The 22,603-nt window shown below is 68.5% G+C and carries 27 protein-coding genes; 17 read left to right on the top strand and 10 right to left on the bottom strand.

The window, feature by feature from the left end; all coding sequences use genetic code 11:
• Position 1 precedes the first annotated feature (1 nt).
• Together vapC and vapB are read right to left on the bottom strand one after the other, a co-directional pair.
• A complete protein-coding gene (gene vapC, locus A6745_RS03925) occupies positions 2 to 403 on the bottom strand; it encodes a type II toxin-antitoxin system tRNA(fMet)-specific endonuclease VapC (RefSeq protein WP_066123986.1) in 402 nt (133 codons plus the stop codon).
• Positions 404 to 498: 95 nt separating this feature from the next.
• Positions 499 to 732 (bottom strand): type II toxin-antitoxin system VapB family antitoxin, encoded by a 234-nt coding sequence (gene vapB, locus A6745_RS03930; protein WP_066123989.1) that lies wholly within the window; start codon positions 730 to 732, stop codon positions 499 to 501.
• Between the two features lie 115 nt (positions 733 to 847).
• Here vapB and A6745_RS03935 point away from each other — a divergent pair, with 115 nt between their 5' ends.
• From A6745_RS03935 to A6745_RS03955, 5 genes are all read left to right on the top strand, one after another.
• A complete protein-coding gene (locus tag A6745_RS03935) occupies positions 848 to 1,540 on the top strand; it encodes a 2OG-Fe(II) oxygenase (protein WP_066123992.1) in 693 nt (230 codons plus the stop codon).
• 2 nt (positions 1,541 to 1,542) lie between these two features.
• Positions 1,543 to 2,193: a DNA oxidative demethylase AlkB gene (gene alkB, locus A6745_RS03940; RefSeq protein WP_066123995.1), complete on the top strand. Its 651-nt coding sequence runs from the start codon at positions 1,543 to 1,545 to the stop codon at positions 2,191 to 2,193.
• 64 nt (positions 2,194 to 2,257) lie between these two features.
• Positions 2,258 to 3,331, top strand: coding sequence for a bifunctional DNA-binding transcriptional regulator/O6-methylguanine-DNA methyltransferase Ada (gene ada / locus A6745_RS03945; RefSeq protein ID WP_066123998.1), 1,074 nt, complete (start codon positions 2,258 to 2,260; stop codon positions 3,329 to 3,331).
• Positions 3,328 to 3,807 carry a 2OG-Fe(II) oxygenase gene (locus A6745_RS29660; protein WP_066124001.1) on the top strand — a complete coding sequence of 160 codons (480 nt, stop codon included), beginning with the start codon at positions 3,328 to 3,330 and terminating at the stop codon, positions 3,805 to 3,807. Before ada ends, A6745_RS29660 begins: the two co-directional genes overlap by 4 nt.
• A gap of 301 nt (positions 3,808 to 4,108) precedes the next feature.
• Positions 4,109 to 4,525 carry a DUF4168 domain-containing protein gene (locus tag A6745_RS03955; protein WP_066124003.1) on the top strand — a complete coding sequence of 139 codons (417 nt, stop codon included), beginning with the start codon at positions 4,109 to 4,111 and terminating at the stop codon, positions 4,523 to 4,525.
• Positions 4,526 to 4,571: 46 nt separating this feature from the next.
• Here the strand turns inward: A6745_RS03955 and A6745_RS03960 are convergent, their stop codons facing one another.
• The 3 genes from A6745_RS03960 to A6745_RS03970 form a co-directional block, all read right to left on the bottom strand.
• Positions 4,572 to 5,048: a thioesterase family protein gene (locus A6745_RS03960; protein ID WP_066124006.1), complete on the bottom strand. Its 477-nt coding sequence runs from the start codon at positions 5,046 to 5,048 to the stop codon at positions 4,572 to 4,574.
• A gap of 69 nt (positions 5,049 to 5,117) precedes the next feature.
• Positions 5,118 to 5,957, bottom strand: a complete 840-nt coding sequence (locus tag A6745_RS03965; protein ID WP_066124008.1) for a class II glutamine amidotransferase — start codon at positions 5,955 to 5,957, stop codon at positions 5,118 to 5,120.
• 120 nt (positions 5,958 to 6,077) lie between these two features.
• Positions 6,078 to 7,001 carry a LysR family transcriptional regulator gene (locus A6745_RS03970; protein ID WP_066124011.1) on the bottom strand — a complete coding sequence of 308 codons (924 nt, stop codon included), beginning with the start codon at positions 6,999 to 7,001 and terminating at the stop codon, positions 6,078 to 6,080.
• Positions 7,002 to 7,109: 108 nt separating this feature from the next.
• Between A6745_RS03970 and A6745_RS03975 the strand changes: the two genes are divergently transcribed.
• Positions 7,110 to 8,117: a zinc-binding alcohol dehydrogenase family protein gene (locus A6745_RS03975; protein WP_066124014.1), complete on the top strand. Its 1,008-nt coding sequence runs from the start codon at positions 7,110 to 7,112 to the stop codon at positions 8,115 to 8,117.
• A gap of 4 nt (positions 8,118 to 8,121) precedes the next feature.
• On the opposite strand, the gene A6745_RS03980 is transcribed toward A6745_RS03975, so the two are convergent.
• Both A6745_RS03980 and pdxR read right to left on the bottom strand, forming a co-directional pair.
• Positions 8,122 to 8,580, bottom strand: coding sequence for a carboxymuconolactone decarboxylase family protein (locus A6745_RS03980; RefSeq protein WP_066124017.1), 459 nt, complete (start codon positions 8,578 to 8,580; stop codon positions 8,122 to 8,124).
• 189 nt (positions 8,581 to 8,769) lie between these two features.
• Entirely contained in the window at positions 8,770 to 10,209 is a 1,440-nt protein-coding gene (gene pdxR / locus A6745_RS03985) for a MocR-like pyridoxine biosynthesis transcription factor PdxR (protein WP_066124021.1), read from the bottom strand.
• Between the two features lie 120 nt (positions 10,210 to 10,329).
• On the opposite strand from pdxR, the gene A6745_RS03990 reads away from it, so the two are divergent.
• The gene (locus A6745_RS03990) at positions 10,330 to 10,776 is read left to right on the top strand and encodes a GNAT family N-acetyltransferase (protein ID WP_066124024.1); all 447 of its coding nucleotides are present in this window, start codon (positions 10,330 to 10,332) and stop codon (positions 10,774 to 10,776) included.
• Positions 10,773 to 11,399 carry an FMN-dependent NADH-azoreductase gene (locus A6745_RS03995; protein WP_066124027.1) on the top strand — a complete coding sequence of 209 codons (627 nt, stop codon included), beginning with the start codon at positions 10,773 to 10,775 and terminating at the stop codon, positions 11,397 to 11,399. The genes A6745_RS03990 and A6745_RS03995 overlap by 4 nt, the downstream gene beginning before the upstream one ends.
• On the opposite strand, the gene A6745_RS04000 is transcribed toward A6745_RS03995, so the two are convergent.
• Positions 11,396 to 12,244 (bottom strand): IclR family transcriptional regulator, encoded by an 849-nt coding sequence (locus A6745_RS04000; protein ID WP_066124030.1) that lies wholly within the window; start codon positions 12,242 to 12,244, stop codon positions 11,396 to 11,398. The two genes, A6745_RS03995 and A6745_RS04000, sit on opposite strands and share 4 nt — an antisense overlap.
• Before the next feature lie 222 nt (positions 12,245 to 12,466).
• Here A6745_RS04000 and A6745_RS04005 point away from each other — a divergent pair, with 222 nt between their 5' ends.
• The 7 genes from A6745_RS04005 to A6745_RS04035 all read left to right on the top strand — a co-directional run bounded on the left by A6745_RS04005 (position 12,467) and on the right by A6745_RS04035 (position 19,515).
• On the top strand, positions 12,467 to 13,522 hold the full coding sequence (locus A6745_RS04005) for an ABC transporter ATP-binding protein (RefSeq protein WP_066124033.1): 1,056 nt from the start codon (positions 12,467 to 12,469) through the stop codon (positions 13,520 to 13,522).
• Between the two features lie 4 nt (positions 13,523 to 13,526).
• Positions 13,527 to 14,417, top strand: a complete 891-nt coding sequence (locus A6745_RS04010) for an ABC transporter permease (RefSeq protein WP_082852881.1) — start codon at positions 13,527 to 13,529, stop codon at positions 14,415 to 14,417.
• Between the two features lie 16 nt (positions 14,418 to 14,433).
• Positions 14,434 to 15,228, top strand: coding sequence for an ABC transporter permease (locus A6745_RS04015; protein ID WP_066124039.1), 795 nt, complete (start codon positions 14,434 to 14,436; stop codon positions 15,226 to 15,228).
• A gap of 104 nt (positions 15,229 to 15,332) precedes the next feature.
• The gene (locus A6745_RS04020) at positions 15,333 to 16,388 is read left to right on the top strand and encodes an ABC transporter substrate-binding protein (RefSeq protein WP_066124042.1); all 1,056 of its coding nucleotides are present in this window, start codon (positions 15,333 to 15,335) and stop codon (positions 16,386 to 16,388) included.
• Positions 16,389 to 16,452: 64 nt separating this feature from the next.
• A complete protein-coding gene (locus A6745_RS04025) occupies positions 16,453 to 17,226 on the top strand; it encodes an SDR family NAD(P)-dependent oxidoreductase (RefSeq protein ID WP_066124045.1) in 774 nt (257 codons plus the stop codon).
• Between the two features lie 2 nt (positions 17,227 to 17,228).
• Entirely contained in the window at positions 17,229 to 18,167 is a 939-nt protein-coding gene (locus A6745_RS04030; RefSeq protein ID WP_066124047.1) for a 2-hydroxyacid dehydrogenase, read from the top strand.
• 49 nt (positions 18,168 to 18,216) lie between these two features.
• The gene (locus A6745_RS04035) at positions 18,217 to 19,515 is read left to right on the top strand and encodes an NAD(P)/FAD-dependent oxidoreductase (RefSeq protein WP_066124050.1); all 1,299 of its coding nucleotides are present in this window, start codon (positions 18,217 to 18,219) and stop codon (positions 19,513 to 19,515) included.
• Positions 19,516 to 19,530: 15 nt separating this feature from the next.
• Here A6745_RS04035 and A6745_RS04040 read toward each other — a convergent pair whose 3' ends face one another.
• Both A6745_RS04040 and A6745_RS04045 read right to left on the bottom strand, forming a co-directional pair.
• Positions 19,531 to 20,409, bottom strand: coding sequence for a MurR/RpiR family transcriptional regulator (locus tag A6745_RS04040; protein WP_066124054.1), 879 nt, complete (start codon positions 20,407 to 20,409; stop codon positions 19,531 to 19,533).
• A 36-nt stretch (positions 20,410 to 20,445) separates the two neighbouring features.
• The gene (locus A6745_RS04045) at positions 20,446 to 21,786 is read right to left on the bottom strand and encodes an aspartate aminotransferase family protein (RefSeq protein WP_066124057.1); all 1,341 of its coding nucleotides are present in this window, start codon (positions 21,784 to 21,786) and stop codon (positions 20,446 to 20,448) included.
• 126 nt (positions 21,787 to 21,912) lie between these two features.
• Here A6745_RS04045 and A6745_RS04050 point away from each other — a divergent pair, with 126 nt between their 5' ends.
• Together A6745_RS04050 and A6745_RS27620 are read left to right on the top strand one after the other, a co-directional pair.
• The gene (locus A6745_RS04050; RefSeq protein WP_066124061.1) at positions 21,913 to 22,269 is read left to right on the top strand and encodes a tripartite tricarboxylate transporter substrate-binding protein; all 357 of its coding nucleotides are present in this window, start codon (positions 21,913 to 21,915) and stop codon (positions 22,267 to 22,269) included.
• The gene (locus tag A6745_RS27620; protein WP_231885901.1) at positions 22,239 to 22,601 is read left to right on the top strand and encodes an MlrC C-terminal domain-containing protein; all 363 of its coding nucleotides are present in this window, start codon (positions 22,239 to 22,241) and stop codon (positions 22,599 to 22,601) included. The genes A6745_RS04050 and A6745_RS27620 overlap by 31 nt, the downstream gene beginning before the upstream one ends.
• The last annotated feature ends 2 nt before the right edge of the window (positions 22,602 to 22,603 follow it).

Consider the following 22,603-nt stretch of genomic DNA (forward strand, 5'->3'; position numbering starts at 1 on the left):
TTCAGAACGCCCAGTTTTCCACCAGCAGGCCCGGCACGCGTTGGAACTCGCGCTCGTTGTTCGTCACCAGCGCCAGGCCCGCGCTGCGGGCGTGGCCGGCGATATGCATGTCGTTGACGCCGATAGGCTGGCCCGCGCACTCCAGCGCGGCGCGGATGCTTCCATAGTGCGCCGCCGCGCGGCCGTCGTAAGGCAGCACCGCGAGCCGGCTGCAGAAGTCTTCGACGCTTTGCAGATTGCGTGCCGGCGCAGCGCTCTTTTCCGCGCCATGCATCAGTTCGGCCAGCGTGACCGTGGAGATAGCCATCCGACCGTGGTGCTGGTTGAACGCTGCCAGCGCGGCCGCCGGACGCCGTTTGATCACGTAGATCACGATATTGGTATCGAGCAGGTACTTCAACATCGGATAGTCCCCAGGGACCACCGGGCCGCCCTGGATCTCCGTGGCATCCGCTGGCAAGCCGACCCCGCGTGGTCCGGCACCCGGGACCTTCAGATTTAAAAAGGCTCGCGAGCGGGCTGCTCCTGAGACGCCCGCGTCTGCATGAAGTCGTCGGTCACGCTGGCGCCACCGAGGAAGAAGCTGTCCCAGGCCGAGTCGAGCGGCGTCAATACGCGCTCGTGGCCGACGACACGCACCTCTACGCGCTTCACATGATCTGGAAACCGGGTCTCGGCCGGCAGGCGAACCGCCTGGGTGCGATTGTTGGTGAAGATGGAACCCGTATTCATACGCACCTCCGCAGTTGCTATATACATTCATCATATACCTCTTTGAACCAAGGGTGAAGACTTCGACCGCAAGTCCCGGAGTGTGCCTTTCTTGCCTGGCGCTAGACTGGTCCGCATGGACATTTCCGCCATCCCCGCCAATCTGCCCGACACGCTGGACCGGCACGGCCACGCGCTGATTCCGGGCCTGCTCGATGCCGCCACCTGCCAGGTCCTGGCCGCGCGCTACGACGAAGACGCCCTATACCGCTCGCGCATAGTGATGAAGCGCCACGGCTTCGGCAGCGGCGAATACCGCTATTACGCCTACCCGCTGCCCGAGCCGGTGGCGGCATTGCGCCGGGCCCTGTATCCGCTGCTGGCGCCCATCGCCAACCGGTGGAACGCGCAGCTTCGGCTGGACACCCGCTACCCCGACACCCACGCCGAGTACCTGCGGGGTTGCCACGACGCGGGCCAGCAAAGCCCCACCCCGCTGATCCTGCGTTACGGACCCGGCGACTACAATTGCCTGCATCAGGATCTGTATGGCGACTGGGTGTTTCCACTGCAGGTCGCCATCCTGCTGTCCCAGCCTGGCCGAGACTTCGACGGCGGCGAATTCATGTTGACCGAGCAGATTGCCGGCCAACCTGCCCGCGCCGAGGTCGTGCCGCTGAACCAGGGCGACGGCGTGGCGTTCGCCGTGCGTCACCGCCCCGTGCCGGGCGCGCGCGGCAGCCGCCGCGCCCTGATGCGCCATGGCGTCAGCCGGCTGCATTCGGGCAACCGCCATACGCTGGGCATCATCTTTCACGACGCGCGCTGACCATGCTGTTCGACGACTTGTTCGACTCTCCGCAACCCGGCCATCGCGAGGCCCTGGGCCCGCAGGCCTGCGTGCTGCGCGGCCATGCGCTGGACGACGTGCCGCGCCTGCTGCCCGCCTTGCAGGACATCCAGCGGGCGGCTCCGGCAAAGCAGCTGGTCACCCCCGGCGGACGCACCATGTCGATCGCGATGAGCAATTGCGGCACGCTGGGCTGGACCTCCAGCCGCGACGGCTACCGCTACACCGCGCGCGATCCGGCCACCGGCCAGCCCTGGCCGCCCATGCCGGCCGTCTTCCTGGAACTGGCGCGATCCGCCGCGGCCGAGGCCGGCCATCCGGACTTCACGCCCGACGCCTGCCTGGTCAACCGCTATGAACCCGGCACGCGGCTGTCGCTGCACCAGGATCGTGACGAACACGACCTTGGGCATCCCATCGTGTCGGTCTCGCTGGGCATTCCGGCCGTGTTCCTGTTCGGCGGGTTCCAGCGCGAAGACGCCACGCAGAAGGTGCCGCTGTTCCACGGCGACGTGGTGGTATGGGGCGGCGTGGATCGCCTGCGCTTTCACGGCGTGCAGCCGGTGAAGGAAGCGGAGCATCCCGTCTTGGGCCGGCTGCGCATCAACCTGACGTTTCGCCGCGCCGGCTGACGGCGCCGAATTCAACCGCAAGCTTCGGAGCGCCACGGCCTGTCCGCCGGACTACAGTATTTCCATGCCACACCGCCCTGACGCCGCCCAGATTGTCGAACGCGACCCGCGCTGGGCCGCGGTGCGCGCACGGGACCCGGCGGCGGATCCCTGTTTCGTCTATGCCGTGAAGACCACCGGCGTCTACGCCCGGCCCAGCAGCGCGGCGCGCCTGCCCCGGCCGGAAAACGTGGTGTTCTTCGATTCGGCCGAAGCCGCCGAAGCCGCGGGCTATCGCCCCAGCCGCCGGGCGGCGCCGGACCGCACCGAGGCCGCCGCCCGGCACGCCTCGCTGGTGGCTGGCAGTTGCCGTTACATCGAACAGGCCGAGCGCACGCCCACGCTGCGGGAGCTGGCCGCGCGCGCGGGCATGAGCCCCTATCACTTCCACCGCGTGTTCAAGGCCGAGACGGGACTGACGCCGAAGGCCTACGCCGCCGCGCACGTCGGGCGGAAATTGCGCCAGCAACTGGGCTCGCCCGAGACCCGCATCACCGACGCCATCTACGAGGCCGGCTTCAACTCGAACAGCCGCTTCTACGAACGCGCCGACCGCCTGCTGGGCATGAGGCCCAGCGATTACCGGGACGGCGGCAACAACAGCGAGATCCGCTTCGCCGTGGCGCAGTCCAGCCTGGGCGCGATCGTCGTGGCGCAGAGCGCGCGCGGCGTCTGCGCGATCCTGCTGGGCGATGACCCCGATGCGCTGGTCCGCGAACTGCAGGACCAATTTCCCAAGGCCAGCCTGATCGGCGGCGATGCGGATTTCGAACAGGTGGTGGCGCAGGTCGTCGGCCTGGTCGAAGCCCCGGCACTGGGCTTGAACCTGCCGCTGGACGTGCGCGGCACGGCCTTCCAGGAACGCGTGTGGCAGGCACTGCGCGAGATCCCGCCGGGCCGCACGGCCACCTATGCAGAGATCGCCCAACGCATCGGCCAGCCCACGGCGGTGCGCGCCGTGGCGCGGGCCTGCGCGGGCAACCGCATCGCCGTGGCGATTCCCTGCCACCGCGTGGTGCGCAGCGATGGCGGCCTGTCCGGCTATCGCTGGGGCGTGGAGCGCAAGCGCGAACTGCTGGAACGCGAGGAATCGGCATGACGCTGGCCGAACTGCTGCGCGGGCGGGACCTGGCCATGCTGCGCGCCAGGCTGGATGCGGATGGCCATGCCGTGCTGCCGCGCCTGTTCGATGCCTCGCAGTGCGACCGCTTGCGCAATGGCGCGGACGCGCGCTACCGCATCACCTGCCTCGAAGCGGAGCAGTTCGAACCGCTGGCCTGCGAAGAAGCGCCGGATGACGGCGACGCGCTGGTGCTGACCGTGCTGCTGTCGGAAGCGCGGTCATTGCGCGGCGGTGAATGCGTGATGACCGAACAACGCCCGCGGCTGCAATCCCGCCCGATGGCGCATGCCCTGCAGCAGGGAGATGCGGTGCTGATGCGGGTAGGCGCACGTGCCGTGCAGGGTGCGCATGGTCCCTATCGCGCCACGCTGAGGCATGGCGTGGCGCGCGTGCGCAGCGGCACGCGGTGGGCCGCGCAACGGATCTTCGCATCGAACACGCCGCTCGCGTAGCCCCGGCCACGCGGGTCCCCCTCGGTGCGCCCTCGAGGCGGGCGCCATCGCCCCGGGGATTGACCGCTCGCGGCATGCTTGCGCGCATGACGAACGAAACGATCCTTCGAGGCGGCACGCTCCGCGCGGTAATGTTCCGAAATGCAAGTACGGCCATGCCGCGCCGGGGCCCCGCGCAGGTGAGCGAGGCCGCGCTCGCCGCAAGGGCCGTGCCGACACATGCGCAAACATCGGGAAACTTGAACCCGGCCGTCTCGCTTGCGACCATGGACGTTCGAGCAACGCAACGAAAGGAGCTCTCATGCAACGAACCACGCAAGCACTCCTGTCGGCAGCCATCCTGGCCGCTGGCCTGACTGTCGCCCCCGCGATGGCGCAAAGCAGCGCGGCGCCCAGCCAGCAACCGCAGCAACCCGCAGCGGTTCAACCCTCGGAGGCGCAGTTGCAGAAGTTCGCCAGCGCCTCCCAGAAAGTGGCCATGGTGGCCGACGAATACCGCCCAAAGGTCCAGGCGGCCACGGATGATGGTTCCCGCCAGCAGTTGCTGAAGGAAGCGGACCAGAAGATGGTGCGCACCGTGAACGCGGACGGCATGACGGTGGACGAATTCAACGGCATCAGCCAGGCGATCCAGCAGGATCCCGACCTGCAGCGGAAGGTGATGGGGATGGTGCAGCAACAGCAGCGCGGCGCGCCGGCGGGCGGCGGCATGCGCTGACGCCTCGCCCACCGTGATTCCTTGCCCAGCGCCCGCGCAGGCCCTCCTACGCGGGCCGTTTCAGCGGCAGGATGCGGCGGTATCCGGGCGGCAGGGGATGGGCGGCGTGATCGGCGGCAATTCGCGCCAGCCGCGCCGCCAGTTCCGGCGCGAAGGGCAGCGCCCGCCGGGTCTCCAGGCTGACATGCAGCGACAATTGCTCCATGGTGGCGGCGAGATGGTTTTCACGCGTCTGCCACAGCTCCATCAGCGTCAGCAGCCGCTTGTCGTCCGACTCCAGTATCCGCACGCGCAACATCAGCGGATCGCCCTCGAGCACCTCGCGCAGGTAGGCCACCTGGAGGTTCATCGTGTAGACGCCGCACCGCGTGGCCTGGGTGTAATCCGAGCCGACGCCGAACTGCTGCATCAGCTCGTAGCCGACCCGGTCGAAAACACCGACGTATTGCGCGGAATTCATGTGGCCATAGGAATCGATCCAGGCGGGATCGACGCTCAGTGTCGCGGAAGGCAGATTCGTCATGACGGCTCGATAGAGGATGGGACAACGTCCACGGGGCGGGACAAGGAGGGATCACCGTTGAAAAGCCGATCAGCCCTGCGGCAAGGCCGGCACGAACGGCACCGTGCGCAGGTCGCCGTCCGACACGACGACGGCCGTGGACTCGGGCACTTCCTGCCATGCATCCACCCGGTCGCTCAGCGGCTCGGACAGCAGCAGATAGGCGCTGTCGTCCAGGCCCGCGATACGCGGATCGTCCGGGTACATTTCGCGCAGATGGCGCACCGAGGCATTATGGAACAGCGTGCGGGAATCGCGCTCGCTGGAGTAGCGCACGGCGGTCAGGGCCTGGCCGTCCGTCACGCACACCGTCATCGTCAGCGGATGCTCCACGCCCTGGCTGCCGCCGGCCTGTTCCACCACGGCGGCCATGCGCTCGAGCGCGCCCAGCGGGTCCGTTTCCAGGCCGTAGGTCAGCGCCAGCAGGAACATCACCTCCGAATCGGTCGAGCCTTCCATCGACCCGAAGTACTGCGGCGCGATCTTCAGGATCAGCTCGCGCCGCAGCCGCGCGAAATCGCGGATGACGCCGTTGTGCACGAACAGCCACTTACCGAAGCGGAAGGGATGGCAGTTGGTCTCCTGCACGGGCGTGCCGGTGGCGGCCCGCACGTGCGCCACGAACATCGGCGCCCAGATGGCGCGCGCCGCCTCGTGCAGGTTGCGGTCGTTCCAGGCGGGATGGACGCTGCGGTAGCGGAACGGCACCGGGTCGCGCGAGCCGTACCACCCCAGCCCGAAACCGTCGCCGTTGGTGGTCGTGGCGGCCATGCGCGCGTGCAGGCTCTGTTCGATCAGCGAATGCTGGGCCTTGAAGATGACGCTTTCCAGTTGCAAGGGACTTCCGGTGTAAGCCAGCCAACGGCACATGATCGGGGTTCTCCTGGGCGGCGCGCGGCCGCGGTTCGTGCTGTCCAACGATACGACGCCAGGGCGACGGATGCCTGACGGATCGGCGCATCCGCCGCGCCGCCCGGTGAGCCCCCGCCATCAGGCCGCGGGTTCCGGCAATTGCGCGGTCAACGCCGAACAGCGCGCATGCAGCAGGCGCTGCAACTGCTGCACCGCCGGCGAGTACTGCTTGCGGTGGGGGCATACGAGCACCAGCGGCGTGGCCTCGCCGCGCACGTGCGGCAGCAAGACCTCCAGACGTCCCGCGCGCACGTCGCCGCCCACGTCCAGCCAGGATTTATAAGCGATGCCTTCGCCCGCCAGCGCCCAGCGCCGCACCACCTCGCCATCGTCCGCATACAGATGCCCACCCACCGCCACCAGCCGGTGCGGGCCGGCAGGCTGTGGAAAAACCCATTTGTCGTAGACCCGCCCGCCGATCTGGAACGGCAGGCAGTCATGGCCGGCCAGGTCGTCCAGCGTCCGGGGGCGTCCATGCCGCTGCAAATAGGCCGGCGAAGCCACCAGCACTCGCCGGTTGTCCGGCGCCAGGGGCAGCGCGATGTAGCTGGCATCTTCCATGCGTCCGTAACGGATGGCCACGTCGACGGGATCCCGGAACACGTCGGCGATCGAATCGGACACGTGCAGGCGCAAGGTCAGCGCGGGATGCGTCTGGCGGAACGTCGTCAGCCACGGCAGCAGCACGTTGCGGCCCAGGTCGGAGGGCGCGGCCACCTGCAGCACGCCGCCCAGCCGGGCGCCGTCGCCATGCAGCCGGTCGCGGCCCTCCTCCAGCGTGGCCAGGGTTTCCTGGGCATAGGGCAGATAACGTTCCCCCTCGGCGGTCAGCCGCAGGCTGCGGGTGGATCGGGCGAACAGGCGGACGTCCAGCTCGCGCTCCAACCGCTTGACGGCGGCGCTGACCTGCCCGGGCAGCAGATCCGCCTCGCGCGCGGCATGGGAAAAACTGCCCAGCGCCGCCGAGCGCAGGAACAGCGCTAGGTCATCCAGGCGGATCATTTTCACTCCTGCAGTGAAAGTCTTGGCCGATCTTACCGCTTTCCGGATAGCTGACAGCGGCGCAAGATGGCGCCCATGCTCACCGCACAACCTCACAGGACACCCGCCATGAAAGCCATCGCCTACACCCAGCACGGCCTGACCCTCGAAGACCCCCGTTCGCTGGACCTGGTCGACCTGCCCAAGCCCACCCCCGGCCCGCGCGACCTGCTGGTCGCCGTGCGCGCCGTGGCCGTCAATCCGGTCGACACCAAGGTCCGCGCTTTCTTCGCCACCGACGGCGCCCGGGTGCTGGGCTGGGATGCCGTCGGCACGGTCGAGCAGGTGGGCAGCGACGTCACGCTGTTCAAGAAAGGCGATACGGTCTACTACGCCGGCTCGCTGCTGCGTCCGGGCAACCACGCCGAATACAGCCTGGTGGACGAGCGCATCGCCGGCCACAAGCCGGCCAGCCTGTCCGACGCGCAGGCCGCCGCGTTGCCGCTGACCTCCCTGACTGCCTGGGAACTGCTGTTCGACCGCCTGGGCCTGACCGAGGACGGCGGCGCGGGCAAGAACCTGCTGATCGTCGGCGCGGCAGGCGGCGTGGGCTCGATCCTGGTGCAACTGGCCCGCCAGCTGACCAAGCTGACGGTGATCGGCACCGCCTCGCGCGCCGAAACGCGCCAGTGGGTGCGGGAACTGGGCGCGCACCACGTGATCGACCACGCCAAGCCCGTGGCCGGACAGCTGCAGCAACTCGGCGTGGGTCCGGCCCACTACATCGCCAGCCTGACCCACACCGATGCGCATTATCTGCAACTGGTCGAGGCGCTGGCGCCGCAGGGCCACTTCGCGCTGATCGACGACCCGGCCACGCTGGACGCCCTGCCGCTCAAGCGCAAGTCGGCCTCGCTGCACTGGGAACTGATGTTCACGCGCTCGATCTTCGAGACCGAGGACATGCAGCGCCAGCACGACATCCTGGAACGCGTGGCCGCGCTGGTCGACAGCAGCGTGGTCAAGACCACGATGGGCGAGCACTACGGCACGATCAACGCCGAGAACGTGCGCCGCGCGCATGCCATGCTGGAAAGCGGCAAGGCGCGCGGCAAGATCGTGCTGGAAGGCTTCTGAAACCTCAAGCCGCCTGCTTGACGGCGGCCGGCGTCATGCGAAAGCCCACGCCGATGCGGTTCATCGCATTCATCAGCGCGATGGCGTATGACAGGTCGGCCAGCTCGCGTTCGTTGAACGCGGCGGCGGCCTGCTCGTAGGCCTCGTCGGGCGCGCCGGTCTGCTCCAGGCGCGTCAGCGATTCGGACCAGGCCAGCGCGGCGCGCTCCTGCTCGCTGAACAGCGCCTGGGCCTCGTGCCACACGGGCACCAGCAGCAGCTTGGACACCGGCATGCCGCGCTTCATCAGGTCGGCCGAGTGCTTGTCGATGCAGTAGGCGCAGCCGTTGATCTGCGACACGCGCAAGTAGGCCAGGTCGATCAGCTCGATGGGCAGGCTGCAGTCCTGGAAGTAGGTAAGCGCCGGAAGAAAGGATTGGTAGCCCTTGGGGGCAGCCTTGGCGGCATCGATACGTTGGGTCATGGCGGGGCTCCTGTGCGGGGATGGATGCATAAGCGACAGGACGCATGGTGCGCCACGACATGCCAAGCGGCCAGAGCCAAGAAATGACTTGATGACTGGGCCATGACGCCACCCTGTGGACGCTCCCGTCAGCAGCCAAGGCGCATCCTCCGGATGCGAGCAGACCCACCCTGCCTTCTCACCGGGGCGCTACATCAGCGCCGCGATCCGCCGCCCCAGCCGCTGTGCCTCCTCCCGCGTGGCGATGTTGGTGAAGCCCAGCAGCAGGCCGGGTTCGACCGGCGACTCGATGGCCCAATCCGACAGTGCATTCGCATACATTCCCTGTTCCCGCAGGCGCACGGCCAGTTCGCGGTCTGCGATGCCCTTGCCCAGGCGCAGGATCAGATGCATGCCGCCGGGCTGGGACTCGATGCGCGCCCGGGGCTGCAACACCTGCTCGAGCGCTTGCGCCGCGATCTGGCGGCGCTCGCCGTACAGCTTGCGCATGCGCTGGATGTGGCGCGCGAAATGCCCTTGCTCGATGAAGGCGGCCACGGTTTCCTGGGTCAATGCGGGACTGCCGCCCGTGACCGCGCGGCTGACCTGCTCGAAGCGCGCCGCCTCGGCCTGCGGCACCACCAGGTACGCCAGCCGCAGCGCGGGAAACAGCACCTTGCTGAAGGTGCCGGCATACAGCACGCGGCCATCGCGATCCAGGCTTTTCAGCGCGGGCAGAGGCCGGCTGACGTAGCGGTATTCGCCGTCGTAGTCGTCCTCGACGACCCAGGCGGATTCGCGCGCCGCCCAATCCAGCAGCGCCTGCCGGCGCGGCAACGACAAGGAGACGGACAGGGGACTCTGATGCGCCGGTGTCACCACCACGCCGCGCGCCCGCGGGGCAGTCTCGATGCCGCGCGCCACATTCATGCCGTCGGCATCCACGGGCACGGCATGCGCCCGCAACCCGCCCTGCCGCAGCACGTCGAGCGTCGGCGGAAAGCAGGGGTCTTCGACCCAGACGCGGTCGCCTGCCTGGAACAGCGTGCGCGCGATCAGGTCCAGCGTGTGGCGATAGCCGCCGGTGACGAACACCTGATGCGGCGCGCAGGCAATGCCGCGCGCGACTTGAAGATAGGCTGCGATGGCCGTGCGCAGCGCCGGCAGGCCGGCCAGGGGCGGATAGACCATGTCGCCCGCCTGCATGGCGCGCACGGCGCGCGCGCCCAGCCGCGCCCATATCTTGCGCGGAAAGGCGTCCAGGGCCGGCACGCCCATCTGAAACGGCGGGATGACGCCGGGCGCCGACTCCAGCGCCAAGGGCAAGCCCTGTGCCGCTGGCACGGGTGCCGAGGCGGACGGCTCGGCCGCCACCGGCGCCCGCGCCCTCAAGTCGGGCGCCACCACCGTGCCCGCCTGCCCGCGCGCCAGGATGTAGCCCTCGGCGGACAACAGGCCATACGCCGTTTCGATCGTGCCCCGTGCCAACCCCAGCTCGGCCGCCAGGGCGCGGGCCGAGGGCAGGCGTTGCCCGGACTCCAGCAGGCCCGAAGCGATCGCGTGGCGGAACCGCGCATAGATCTGCCGGTACAGGGGCTCGGCGCCGCCGGGGTCCAGCGGCGGCAATCCGCCAAAAGGCAGCGAAATCATGGCCTAGTCATCCAATCAATTCTTGGCTCTTATTATTATGGCATCCCGCGCTTAGCATGACGTCCATCACAGCCGGCGCCGACGCCGATGCCGGCTTCCCTCCACCCCCTGAGCATCGACATGGACTCTACCGTACTGCGTCATGCAGACACGCCCGACGAACTGCGGGCCTGCTTTCCCGTCATGCAGGAACTGCGGCCCCATCTGCGCGACGAAGCCGACTTCCTGGCCCGCATCGAGCGCCAGCGCGCCGAGGGCTATCGCCTGATGGCCGCCTGGCACGGCGGCCGCCCCGTGGCCCTGTCAGGCTATCGCGTGCAGGAAAACCTGATCTACGGACGCTTCCTGTACGTGGACGACCTGATCGCCGCCGCACACAGCCGCGGCCACCGCTGGGGCGCCCGCCTGCTGGACGAGATGGAGGTCATCGCGCGTGCCCATGGCTGCGTACGGCTGGTGCTGGACACCGCCCTGTCCAACGCGCTGGCCCAGCGCTTTTACTTCCGCCAGGGCATGCTGACCGGCGCCATGCGCTTTGCCAAACCCCTTGAGGAACCCACCGCGTGAACATCCTGCACATGACCTTCAGCCCGCGCGGCGCGGACTCCGAAAGCACGCGCCTGTCGCGCATCGTGCTCGACGCGCTGCTGGACCGGCATCCCGCCGCCGCCGTGCAAAGCCACGACCATGCCGCGCTGGCCCACGTGGATGCCGTGTATGCGGTGGAACTGGGCACGCCCCAGCCGCCCGCAGACGCCATCCAGCCCGGCACATTGCGCACCTCGGATGCGCTGATCCGCGACCTGGAAGCCGCCGACTGCGTGGTCATCGGCACGCCCATGCACAACTACACGGTGCCCTCGGCACTGAAGGCGTGGATCGATCACGTGGTGCGCGTGCGCCGCACCTTCCAGCCCACGCCGCAAGGCAAGGTCGGCACGCTGCACGACCGGCCGATCTACGTGGCGACCTCGTCCGGGGGCCTGTATTCGGGCGAGAACGCGCGCCAGCCGGACTTCCTGACGCCGTACCTGAAGGTCGCGCTGCGCACCATCGGCCTGACGGACATGACGTTCTTCTCGGTGGAAGGGACGGCGTATGGCGAACCGGCCGTCATGCAGGCACGCGCCAGCGCCCAGGCCGCGATCGCGGCACATTTCGCCACGCCCGACGCGGCGGCCGCCGCCTAGGTTTCCACCCGCCCGCCCTGCCCGAGAAAGTGATTCGGCCGGCGCAACGCCGGATCGAAGGGGTTGATGCGTGCGCCGATCTGCCGCGCCTCCTTGCGCAGCATCTCGATGATCATCGGCAGCCGTTCGGGCGTCATGCGCTCGGACGGCGCGGCGATGCTCAGCGCCGCCACCACCACGCCGTTGCCGTCCAGGATCGGCACGGCCAGGCCCATCGTGCCGGGATACAGCGACTGCCCGCTGGACAAGGCGTAATCGTTCTCCAGGCACTCCTTCAACAGCACCCGCATCGAGATCTCGTCCATGAAGCCCAGGTGGCGCAGGCGCGGGATGTTGAAGCGGATGATCTCTTCGCGCTCGGCCTCGGGCAGGCGCGCCAGCAGGATCAGGCCCGCCTGCCCCAGCCCCAGCGGCGCCTTGCCGCCGATGTCCCCCGTGTGCGAGCGCACCGGGAACGGCCCGTCGATGCGATCCAGGCACACGGCATCGAAGCCGTGCCGCACCAGCAGGAACACCGTGTCGTTCAACATGCCCGACAGGCGCAGCAGCGCGGGCCGGCACAGGTCGCGCAGCGTGGAATGGCGGTTGCCCGCGCTGGCGGCCATGGTGAAGAAGGCCACGCTCAGTTGATACGCCTTGCCTTGCGCGGGCTGTTCGACCATGCCCTCCTGCACCAGCCCCTGCAGCACGCGATGGGTGGTGGCCGAGGCCAGGCCGGCGCGGGCGGCGATGTCGGTCATCCGCAGTTTCTCGCCCTGGGCCTCGGCCAGCACCCGCAACACGGCGAAGGCCCGCTGCAGCACCCCCTGGCCACCGGCGTCGGCGTCGTCCTTTTGCTTGCTCATGATCTTCGTCTCGCTATAAACGGAATATTTCTTACTTAACTAAAACAATAATTCCAATAATCGGAATTTTCTTCAGAAATTTTCCTTTCTACGGAAAAACACCAATGACGGCCATTTAAACACCTTCCTACACTGGCCTCGTTCCAACCGGGCGCCGACCGCCGCAGACGCGGGTACGAGCGCCTTTGCAATCGCCGCGAGCACGCGGCCACGAGGCACGACATGGCATTCCTGCAGCTCGAGCACGTCTCCAAGACCTACGGCGATCTTCGTGTCGTCACCGACATGAACCTGGCGGTGGAACAGGGCGAGTTCGTGTCGCTGCTGGGTCCGTCCGGCTGCGGCAAGACGACCACGCTGCAGATGATCGCGGGCTTCGCCGACGTGACACAGGGCCGCATCACGCTGGACGGCCGCGACATCACCCATGCCAAGCCCAACACGCGCGGGCTGGGCATCGTGTTCCAGAGCTATGCGCTGTTTCCGCACATGACGGTCAGCGCCAATGTGGCCTTCGGCCTGGCCATGCGCAAAATCGAACGCGGCGAACGCGAGCGCCGCACGCGCGAAGCGCTGGCGCTGGTGAAGCTGGACAAGTACGCCGACCGCTACCCGCGCGAACTGTCGGGCGGCCAGCGGCAGCGCGTGGCCCTGGCGCGCGCGCTGGTCATCCGTCCGCCGGTGCTGCTGCTGGACGAGCCGCTGTCCAACCTCGACGCGCAGTTGCGCGAAGAGATGCAATTCGAGCTGCGCGGCATCCAGCGCCAGATCGGCACCACCACCATCATGGTCACGCACGACCAGGCCGAGGCGCTGTCGATCAGCGATCGCGTGGTGGTGATGCAGGAGGGCCGCGCCACGCAGGTCGACGCGCCCTACCGCATGTATGAACATCCCACCTCGCACTTCATCTCGCGTTTCGTCGGCAAGACCAACATGCTGCCGGGCACCGTCACGAAGGCCGGCCCGCAGGCGCAAGTGCAAAGCGGGCCGCTGCTCCTGTCGATCGAGGCCGGCGGCCTGAGCGCCGGCGACAGCATCAGCCTGTCGCTGCGTCCCGAGAAGCTGGTGCCCGTGGCGCAAGGGCAGGGCAAGCTGGACGGCCGCGTGGCCACCCGTTATTTCCTGGGCAGCCAGTGGCAGTACGACCTGGACACGCCGCTGGGCACGCTGACCATGCTGACGCCCAACGATGGCCGCGCGCCGCACGCCGACGGCGAGGTGGTCGGCCTGGACTGGGCGGCGGGCACGCTGCGCGTGCTGCAGGCCGAGGGCTGAGGCCATGAGCGCGACATCGCAAGCCATGCAGGCCCCGCCGCCGCCCAAGCCCCGCATCGACGGCCTGCCCGCCATCCTGGGCTCGCTGCCGCTGACCCTGCTGTTCCTGACGCTGGTGCTGACGCCGCTGGCGCTGACCTTCCTGCTGTCGTTCGCGCAGTTCGACTACAACACCGGCATCCAGCCCGGCCGCACGCTGGAGCAGTACAGGCAGGTGCTGACGGACTCCTATTTCCTGGAGATTTTCTGGCGCACGTTCTGGATCGCCGGACTGACCACGCTGATCTGCGCGCTGATCGGCGCGCCCGAGGCGTATGTGCTGTCGCGCATGCGCAAACCCTGGCGTTCGATCTTCCTGCTGGCGGTGCTGTCGCCGTTGCTGATCTCGCTGGTGGTGCGGGCCTTCGGCTGGAGCCTGCTGCTGGGCCCGAATGGTCCGCTCGGTTCGGCCGCCCAGGCGCTGGGCCTGGGTTCGCTGCTGTACACCCCCACCGCCATCATCATCGGCCTGGTGCACGTGATGCTGCCGTTCATGGTGATTCCGGTCTGGACCTCGCTGCAGAAGCTGGATCCGACCGTGGAACAGGCGGCCTATTCCCTGAATGCCTCGCGCGCGCAGACCCTGTGGCGCGTGGTGCTGCCGCAGGCCATGCCCGGCGTGCTGTCGGGCAGCCTGATCGTGTTCGGCCTGTCCGCCAGCTCGTTCGCCATTCCCGCGCTGCTGGGCGGACGCCGCCTGAAAATGGCCGCCACCATCGTCTACGACGAATTCCTGACCGAACTGAACTGGCCGCTGGGCGCCGCCATCGCGGTGCTGCTGCTGGTGGCCAACATCATCATCATGATGAGCTACAACCGCATGGTTGAACGCTCCTACCGCCGCAGCCTGGGCTGAACGGAGACCTCGGATCATGCAGAAAAACGGTCCTTTCGCGCTGGCGTTCAACCTGCTGGTGGTGGCCTTCGTGCTGGCGCCGCTGGTGATCGTGTGCCTGACCGCGTTCACGCCCGGCTCGACGCTCACCCTGCCCACCACCGACTGGTCGCTGCGCTGGTTCAAGGCGGTGTTCGCGCACGCCGACTTCATGCAGGCCTTCCGCAACAGCCTGTGGCTGGCATTCTGCTCGGCCAGCATCGCCTCGGTGCTGGCGGTGCCCGCGGCCATCGCCATCACCCGCTACCGCTTTCCCGGCCGCGATGCGCTGAACGGCCTGTTCCTGTCGCCGCTGATGATCCCGCACCTGGTGCTGGGCGTGGCGCTGCTGCGCTTCTTCGCCATGATGGGCCTGACCGGCAGCTTCGGCTGGCTGATGCTGGCGCACGTCATCGTCATCACGCCCTATGTGATGCGCCTGGTCATCGGCGCGCTGGTGGGATTCGACCTGTCGGTGGAACACGCCGCGCAGTCGCTGGGCGCCAGCCGGGCCTCGGTCTTCATGAAGATCACGCTGCCGATGATCCTGCCCGGCGTGTCGGGCGGCTGGCTGCTGGCCTTCATCAACAGCTTCGACGAGCTGACCATGTCGGTCTTCATCACCGCGCCCAGCACGGTGACGCTGCCCGTGCGCATGTACATGTACGCCACCGAATCCATCGACCCGATGATGGCGGCCGTCTCGGCCCTGGTCATCGCGCTGACGGCCGTCACCATGTTCGTGCTCGACCGGGTCTACGGCCTGGACCGCGTGCTGATCGGCCAGAAGTAGCCGTGCGGAACACCATCGATGCATCCCGCATCGAGCGACAGGCGGCGCCGCTCACGGCGTTGCGTGCCGAGCCTGAGTTACTCGTGAGCAACGCTGGAGTGAACATGACGAATCAGAAAAAGTCGTTGGGGAAATGGATTGCCGGCGCGCTGATGCTCGCAGGCGCGGTGGCCGGTGCGCAGGCGCAGCAGAAGACGCTGTACGTGGGCATGAACGGCGGCGACATGGAGCGCGCGTTCACGCAGCACGTGTTCCCGGCGTTCGAAAAGGCCAACAACGTGAAGATCGTGGTGGTGCCCGGCACCTCCACCGACGTCCTGGCCAAGGCGCAAGCCTACAAGGACAACCCGCAGATGCACCTGATGTTCCTGGACGACGGCGTGATGGCTCGCGCCATCTCGATGGGCCTGTGCCAGCAGATGACGGACGACCCGGTGTTCAAGGAGCTGTACCCCAGCGCCGTCATGAAGGACCGCATGGCCGCCGGCATCGACGTGGGAATGACGGGCCTGGGCTACAACACGAAGATCTTCAAGGACAAGGGCTGGGCGCCGCCCACCTCGTGGATGGACCTGGCCGACCCGAAGTACAAGGGCAAGGTGGTGTTCCAGTCGGCCTCGGGCAGCACGTTCGGCCTGCACGCCTTCCTGATGTACAACCGCATCGAAGGCGGCGACGACAAGAATACCGAGCCCGGCTTCAAGAAATGGTCCAGCACCATCGGCCCCAACGTGCTGGAGTACATCCCCAACTCGGCCAAGCTGGCCGAGATGATCCAGGGTGGCGAGGCCGCCATCTTCCCGCTCACCCCCACCGCCATCGCGCGCCTGAAGAAGCGCGACATCCCCGTGGAGTATGCGCAACCCAAGGAGGGATCGGTGATCCTGATGGTGGGCGAATGCGTGATCGCCAGGAACACGGAACCCGAACTGTCGCAGAAGCTGGCGCACTACCTGCTGTCGGCCGAGGCGCAATCGGCCGCGCTGGAGAAGGGCGGCCACTTCCCGTCCAACCGCACGGTGCGGGCCAGCGAGCAGAACGCGGCGCTGCTCAAGCAGGTGCAGGGCTACATGCAGACCGCCAAGATCCTGGACTGGGACGAGATCAACGCCACGCGGCCGGCCTTCAACGCGCGCTGGAACCGCACGGTGGAACGTTGATCCGGCGGATGTGCCGGCCCCGCCGGGCCGCGCGCCCGGCTTCTTTACCCACGAGGAATGCAGCATGAGCAGCACGACGCGCTTCGACTTCAACGGCAAGACCGCCATCGTCACCGGTGGCGCGCAAGGCATCGGCGCGGCCTGCGCGCGCCGCCTGGCGGACGCGGGCGCCTCGGTCGCCCTCTGGGACGTGGACCGGAAGAACGGCCAGGCGCTGGCCGAGGAACTGGGCGGGCAGGCCCTGTTCGTGCCGTGCGACGTCAGCAGGAAGGTCGACGTGGATGCCGCGCTGGCCGCCACGCTGGCGCGCTTCGGCCATGTGGATCAGTTGGTGAACAACGCCGGCATCGTGCGGCCCGCGCCGTTCCTCGACGTCACCGAAGCCGATTGGGATCTGGTCATCGGCGTCAACCTGAAGGGCGCGTTCCTGGTCGGCCAGGCCGTCGCCCGCGCCATGGCGGCGCAAGGCGGCGGCGCCATCGTGCACATGAGTTCGGTCAACGCCGTCACCGCGATCCCGGGCATTGCGTCGTACAACGCCAGCAAGGGCGGCATCGCCCAGCTCACGCGCGCGATGTCGCTGGCGCTGATCGACCAGGGCATCCGCGTCAACGCGGTGGGGCCGGGCACCATCGCCACCGAGCTGGCCAGAAACGCGGTGATGGCCGACGAAGCCAGCCGCAACCGCATCATGAGCCGCACGCCCATGCGCCGGCTGGGCGAGCCGGAAGAAGTCGCCGATGCCGTCGCCTACCTGCTGAGCGACGCGTCCAGCTACATCACCGGCCAGACGCTGTACGTCGACGGCGGCCGGCTGGCGCTGAACTACACCGTCTGACCATGCGCATCACGGTCAACTCGGGCGGCCCGCAGGCGCTGGAAGAATGGCGCGGACATTTCCGCGCCTGCGATCCGGCCATCGAGGTCGTCGGCTGGGATGAAGCCCGGAGCGACCCCGCCGGCATCGCCTACGCGCTGGTCTGGGCGCCCGAAGCCGGGCGCCTGGCCGCGCTGCCCGACCTCAGGCTGGTCATCAGCGCGGGCGCCGGCGTGGACAACATCCTGGCCGATCCGCTGCTGCCGCCCGGCCTGCCCATCGCCCGCATGATCACCGACAGCACCGCGGGCGTGATGAGCGAATACGTGCTGACCGCCACGCTGATGCTGATCCGCCAGGCGCGGCGCATGGCGCTGAACCAGGCCGACCGGCGCTGGCAGACGCTGGACGCGCCGCCACGCATCGAACAGGTGCGCGTCGGCGTGATGGGCCTGGGCCAACTGGGCGCGCCGACCGTTCAACGGCTGGCCGGGATCGGCTTCCAGGTGGCGGGCTGGTCGCGCGGACGCGCCTCGCTGCCCGGCGTCCAGGCGTATGCCGGCCCGGACGAACTGGCCGCCTTCCTGGCGCGCACCGACGTGCTGGTCTGCCTGCTGCCCTCCACCGATGCCACGCGCGGCATCCTGAATGCCGCCACGTTCGCCGGCCTGCCGCGCGGCGCCTGTGTGATCAACGCGGGCCGCGGCGATCACCTGCTCGTGCCGGACCTGCTGGCCGCGCTGGACAGCGGCCAGTTGAGCGGCGCGGTGCTGGACGTCTTCGACGTCGAACCGCTGCCCGCCGAATCCCCCCTGTGGCAACACCCTGGCGTCACCGTCACGCCGCACTATGGCTCGACGCCCGACCGGCGCGAGCGCGCGCGCAAGGCCGCCGACATGATGCAACGCTGGGAACGCGGCCTGCCGCTGCCGCAGCTGTACGACCGGCAGCGCGGCTACTGAATCCTTCCACCGTCCTCCCTGAACACATCCTTGCCCCCCTAGGATCGATATGAGCCGCATCATTCCTGACCCCATCTCGCTGCAGGCGGACACGCTTCCGCCGCAGACGGACGTCGTCGTCATCGGCGGCGGCATCGTGGGGATCTGCACGGCGCTGTACCTGAGCCGGAAGAACGTTCGTGTCGTGGTGTGCGAGAAAGGCCTGATCGGCGCGGAGCAATCCTCGCGCAACTGGGGATGGGTGCGCCAGATGGGCCGCGACGCCGCCGAGATTCCCCTGAGCATCGCCAGCCAGCAGCTGTGGCGCGACTTCCAGGCGCAGGGCATCGAAACCGGCTTTCGCCAGACCGGCATCGCCTATGTGTACCGCTCGGCGCGGGAAGAAGCGCTGTACCAGGCCGCGCACGCCGAAGCCAACCAGTTCGGCGTGGACACCCGGCTGCTGGACAAGAGCGAGCTCGCGCGCCAGGTGCCGGGCGCATCCGCCGAATTCATGGGCGGCATGTATACGGCCAGCGATGGCCGCGCCGAGCCCTCGCTGGCCACGTCCGCCATCGCCCGCGCCGCGCAGGCCGCCGGCGCGCGCATCCTGGCGGGCTGCGCGGTGCGCGGACTGATCCAGGAAGGCGGCCGCGCCACGGGCGTGGTGACCGAGCGCGGCGAGATCCGCTGCACGGCGGTCGTGCTGGCCGGCGGCGCCTGGTCGCGCCTGTTCGCGCGCACGCTGGGCATCTCGCTGCCGCAACTGAAGGTGCTGGGCAGCGTGGGCCGCGTATCGGCCGTCGACGGCCCCACCGGCATGCCGATCGGCGGCGACAACTTCTCGTACCGCCGCCGGCTGGACGGCACCTATACGATCTCGCTGCGCAACCGCACGATGGTGCCGCTGGCGCCCGACAACTTCCGGCTGTTCCGCGAATACTGGTCGAGCTTCGCGCGCAACCGCAAGGAACTGCGCCTGAACGTGGGCAACCATTTCATCAAGGAATGGCAGACGCCCAAGACCTGGCAACTGGACGAGATCTCGCCGTTCGAGCGCGAACGCATCCTGGACCCCAAGCCGTCGGAAGCCACCGTGCGAGAAGGGCTGGCGAACCTGGTTCAGGCCTTTCCGGTGTTCAGGAATGCCAAGCTGATCCAGACCTGGGGCGGCATGATCGACGTGACGCCCGATGCCGTGCCCATCATCGGACCGGCGGCGAAAATACCCGGCCTGTTCATCTCGACCGGCTTTTCCGGTCACGGATTTGGATTGGGGCCGGGCGCGGGATTGCTGACGGCGCAGATGGTGATGAACGACGCGCCGGTGGTGGATCCGAGGCCGTTCAGGCTGGAGCGGTTTGGCTGAACGGCTCGGCCGCGCTCATCCCTGGCGGCCGTCCTGGTACACCGAGAATTGCCGCAGCTGCGCCTCGCTGCGCGCCACCTCGCGCAGGCCGGCCTCGCCCGCGCCGGCCAGCAGCAGGGCGGCCAGCGCCTGCGCCACGGCAAGAGCCGGCACGACCGACGGGAACAGCGACGGCGTGGCATTGGGCACCACGACCAGCGCGCGGGCCTGGGCGGCGATGGGCGATACCGTGCTGTCGGTCACGCTGACGATGCGCACCCCCAGTTCGCGCGCATACGCCACGGCCGAGACGGTGTCGCGCGCATAGGGCTCGTAGCTGAACACCACCATGGCGTCCTGGGGGCCGGCGCCGCGCAGCTCGTCCGCGAAGATGCCGCCCATGCCGGTCAGCAGCGTCGTGTTCTGCTGGAACATGCCGCACGCGTAGTTGAAATAGAAGGCGGCCGGGAACAGGCTGCGCAAGCCGACCACGTAGATGCGGCGCGCATCGGCCAGCACGTCGCGCGCGGCTTCGAGCCCGTGCAGCACGACGGGCTCCCGCATCTGCGCCAGGTTGCGGCCGTCGGCCTCCAGCAGGTCGCGCAGCAGCGGCTCCGCCTGCCGGCCGGCGCCGCGGCGTTGCAGATCCGTGGCCCGGTCGGAAAAAGAGCCGGCGCCCTGCGCCAGCCACTCCCGGTAGACCGCCCGCATCGCCTCGTAGCCCTCGAAGCCCAACTGCCGCGCCAGGCGATGCATGGCGCTGGCCTGCAACCCCGCGTTGGCCGCCACGGTGCGCATGGAATGCAGCGCGAGGTCTTTCGGATGGTCGACCGCATGGCGCGCGGCGCGTTGCAGCGTGGCGGGCAGGCTGGCATACCGGGCTTCGATCAGTTTGTCGAGGCTGCGCTTGTCCATCGGACTTCCTGGAGGCGGGGGGACGTGGAAAAGCGCCTATTCTAAGGCGCGTGCCTGGCCGATCGCGGCATCCACCGCCTGCGCCAGGCACTCGATCGCCGCGTCCAGTTCCGCCTCGCTGGTCACGTACGGAGGCGCCAGCAGGACGTGATCGCCGCGCTCGCCGTCGATGGTGCCCCCGCCCGAGTAGCACAGCAGGCCGCGCGCCAGCGCCGCGTCCTTGATGCGCGCGTGCAGTTGCACACGCGGCGCGAAGGCCGTGCCGTCCTGGCGGTCCGCCACGAACTCCACCGCCTGGAACAGCCCGCGGCCGCGCACGTCGCCCACCTGCGGGTGATCGCCGAAACGCGCGCGCAATTGCTGTTGCAGATAAGCGCCCAGCGCGGCGGAACGCTGCACCAGCCCGTCGCGCTCGACCACCGTCTGCACCGCCAGCGCCGCCGCGCAGGCCACCGGATGGCCCACGTACGTATGCCCGTGCTGGAATGCCCCGGACCCCGCCGCGTAGGCCTGCACGATCCCGTCGTGCGCGATCACCGCCGCGATCGGCTGGTAACCGCCGCCCAACCCCTTGGCCAGGCACAGCAGGTCCGGTACGACCTGCTCGGCCTCGAACGCGTGGTAATGGCCCGTGCGCCCCAGCCCGCTCATCACCTCGTCCAGGATCAGCAGCACGCCGTGGCGGTCGCACACCTCGCGGATCTTGCGGAAATAGCCCGGCACCGCGCACACGGCGCCCGCCGTGGCGCCGCCCACCGTCTCGGCGATGAAGGCGGATACCGAGTCCGCGCCCAATTCCAGGATGGTGTCCTCGAGTTCGCGCGCCAGGCGCGTGCCGTAATCGTCGTCGGACTCGCCCGCCTGCTTGTAGTGATGCGCGAAGCACGGCGACACATGCCGCGTGGGCACCAGCAGCGGCTGGAACAGGGCGCGCCGGCCGCGATGCCCGCCGATGCCCAGGGCGCCCAGCGTATTGCCGTGATAGCTCTGCATCCGCGCGATGGTGTGGCGGCGCTGCGGCTGGCCGCGCTCGACGTGATACTGCCGCGCCATCTTCAGCGCCGTCTCGACCGCCTCGGAGCCGCCCGACAGGAAATAAACGTTCGACAATCCGGGCGGAGAACGGCGCGCCAGGAAATCGGCCAGCCGTTCGGCCGGTTCGTTGGTGAAGAAGCTGGTGTGCGCGTACTCCAGCTTGCGCACCTGCGCCACCACGGCCTCGACCACCTCGGGATGGCCGTGGCCCAGGCACGACACCGCCGCGCCGCCGGAGCCGTCGTAATACCGTTTGCCGTCCTGGTCGACCAGGAAGCTGCCTTCTCCGCCCACGGCGGTGGCCAGCGTTTTGCGGGGATTGCGGTGAATGATGTGCGTCATGGCGATTCCAGGAAAAAACCTCAGGAGCTTGACCGGCCGAAGAGTCGGAACATATGATCTATTTTACTTGAACATAGATCATATGTTCTTTACCTCAGAAAAGTCATTCCTCAAGGCGGAAAAAACATGGCACGGCACGGCGAACACTCCACGCGGCGGATGCGCCGCAACCTCCTGGCGGGCGCGGGGCTGGCGGCACTGCTGGCCGCCGCCAGCCCCGCCGCCTCGGCCGATGACTGGCCGACGCGTCCCATCACGCTGATCGTGCCGTTCGGCGCGGGCGGCACGACCGACCTGCTGGCCCGTCTGGTGGCCGAAGGCCTGTCCAAGGGTTTGAAGCAGACGGTGGTGGTGGAGAACAAGCCCGGCGCCGGCGCCAACATCGGGGCGGGCCTCGTGGCGCGCTGGACGTGGTGCTGGGCGGACGCCATGGCCCGCACTTCGGTCCGGGCGTGGCCGCACGCGTCCGAGTCGACCGGCTGACCGACGGCGTCTTCCGCAACACCGGGCCGATGCAGACCGGCGTCGAACGGCAGTGCGGGCGCAGCGCGGTGCTGACGCTGCAGGACCCACCCTCGGTACGCGTCATCGTCACCGAGAGAGTCGTGGCGCTGGACGATCCCGCCCTCTATGCCCTGCACGGCATCGACCTGGATGCGCTGCGGCTGTTGTGCGTGAAGGCGAAGAACCATTTCCGCGCGGCGTTCGCCGACCGTTGCGCGGAAATCATCGATTGCGATGCGCCAGGCCCAGCCTGCCAGGACCTGTCGCAATTGCCGTTCCGCAACCCGCACGTCGCGGCGGGATATCCGTAGCG

This window comes from Bordetella ansorpii, assembly GCF_900078705.1.
Taxonomy (GTDB): Bacteria; Pseudomonadota; Gammaproteobacteria; order Burkholderiales; family Burkholderiaceae_B; genus Bordetella; species Bordetella ansorpii_A.

Coding starts and splice junctions, on each gene's coding strand:
- A6745_RS04025 (WP_066124045.1), top strand. CDS start 16,453: ATGAGCAGCACGACGCGCTTCGACTTCAACGGCAAGACCGCCATCGTC.
- A6745_RS04015 (WP_066124039.1), top strand. CDS start 14,434: ATGCAGAAAAACGGTCCTTTCGCGCTGGCGTTCAACCTGCTGGTGGTG.
- A6745_RS04045 (WP_066124057.1), bottom strand. CDS start 21,786: ATGACGCACATCATTCACCGCAATCCCCGCAAAACGCTGGCCACCGCC.
- A6745_RS03975 (WP_066124014.1), top strand. CDS start 7,110: ATGAAAGCCATCGCCTACACCCAGCACGGCCTGACCCTCGAAGACCCC.
- A6745_RS29660 (WP_066124001.1), top strand. CDS start 3,328: ATGACGCTGGCCGAACTGCTGCGCGGGCGGGACCTGGCCATGCTGCGC.
- A6745_RS03990 (WP_066124024.1), top strand. CDS start 10,330: ATGGACTCTACCGTACTGCGTCATGCAGACACGCCCGACGAACTGCGG.
- A6745_RS04030 (WP_066124047.1), top strand. CDS start 17,229: ATGCGCATCACGGTCAACTCGGGCGGCCCGCAGGCGCTGGAAGAATGG.
- A6745_RS04020 (WP_066124042.1), top strand. CDS start 15,333: ATGACGAATCAGAAAAAGTCGTTGGGGAAATGGATTGCCGGCGCGCTG.
- A6745_RS03955 (WP_066124003.1), top strand. CDS start 4,109: ATGCAACGAACCACGCAAGCACTCCTGTCGGCAGCCATCCTGGCCGCT.
- A6745_RS03980 (WP_066124017.1), bottom strand. CDS start 8,580: ATGACCCAACGTATCGATGCCGCCAAGGCTGCCCCCAAGGGCTACCAA.
- alkB (WP_066123995.1), top strand. CDS start 1,543: ATGCTGTTCGACGACTTGTTCGACTCTCCGCAACCCGGCCATCGCGAG.
- A6745_RS04000 (WP_066124030.1), bottom strand. CDS start 12,244: ATGAGCAAGCAAAAGGACGACGCCGACGCCGGTGGCCAGGGGGTGCTG.
- A6745_RS04010 (WP_082852881.1), top strand. CDS start 13,527: ATGAGCGCGACATCGCAAGCCATGCAGGCCCCGCCGCCGCCCAAGCCC.
- A6745_RS03960 (WP_066124006.1), bottom strand. CDS start 5,048: ATGACGAATCTGCCTTCCGCGACACTGAGCGTCGATCCCGCCTGGATC.
- A6745_RS04005 (WP_066124033.1), top strand. CDS start 12,467: ATGGCATTCCTGCAGCTCGAGCACGTCTCCAAGACCTACGGCGATCTT.
- A6745_RS03935 (WP_066123992.1), top strand. CDS start 848: ATGGACATTTCCGCCATCCCCGCCAATCTGCCCGACACGCTGGACCGG.
- A6745_RS04050 (WP_066124061.1), top strand. CDS start 21,913: ATGGCACGGCACGGCGAACACTCCACGCGGCGGATGCGCCGCAACCTC.
- A6745_RS04040 (WP_066124054.1), bottom strand. CDS start 20,409: ATGGACAAGCGCAGCCTCGACAAACTGATCGAAGCCCGGTATGCCAGC.
- A6745_RS03965 (WP_066124008.1), bottom strand. CDS start 5,957: ATGTGCCGTTGGCTGGCTTACACCGGAAGTCCCTTGCAACTGGAAAGC.
- vapC (WP_066123986.1), bottom strand. CDS start 403: ATGTTGAAGTACCTGCTCGATACCAATATCGTGATCTACGTGATCAAA.
- pdxR (WP_066124021.1), bottom strand. CDS start 10,209: ATGATTTCGCTGCCTTTTGGCGGATTGCCGCCGCTGGACCCCGGCGGC.
- A6745_RS04035 (WP_066124050.1), top strand. CDS start 18,217: ATGAGCCGCATCATTCCTGACCCCATCTCGCTGCAGGCGGACACGCTT.
- A6745_RS03970 (WP_066124011.1), bottom strand. CDS start 7,001: ATGATCCGCCTGGATGACCTAGCGCTGTTCCTGCGCTCGGCGGCGCTG.
- ada (WP_066123998.1), top strand. CDS start 2,258: ATGCCACACCGCCCTGACGCCGCCCAGATTGTCGAACGCGACCCGCGC.
- vapB (WP_066123989.1), bottom strand. CDS start 732: ATGAATACGGGTTCCATCTTCACCAACAATCGCACCCAGGCGGTTCGC.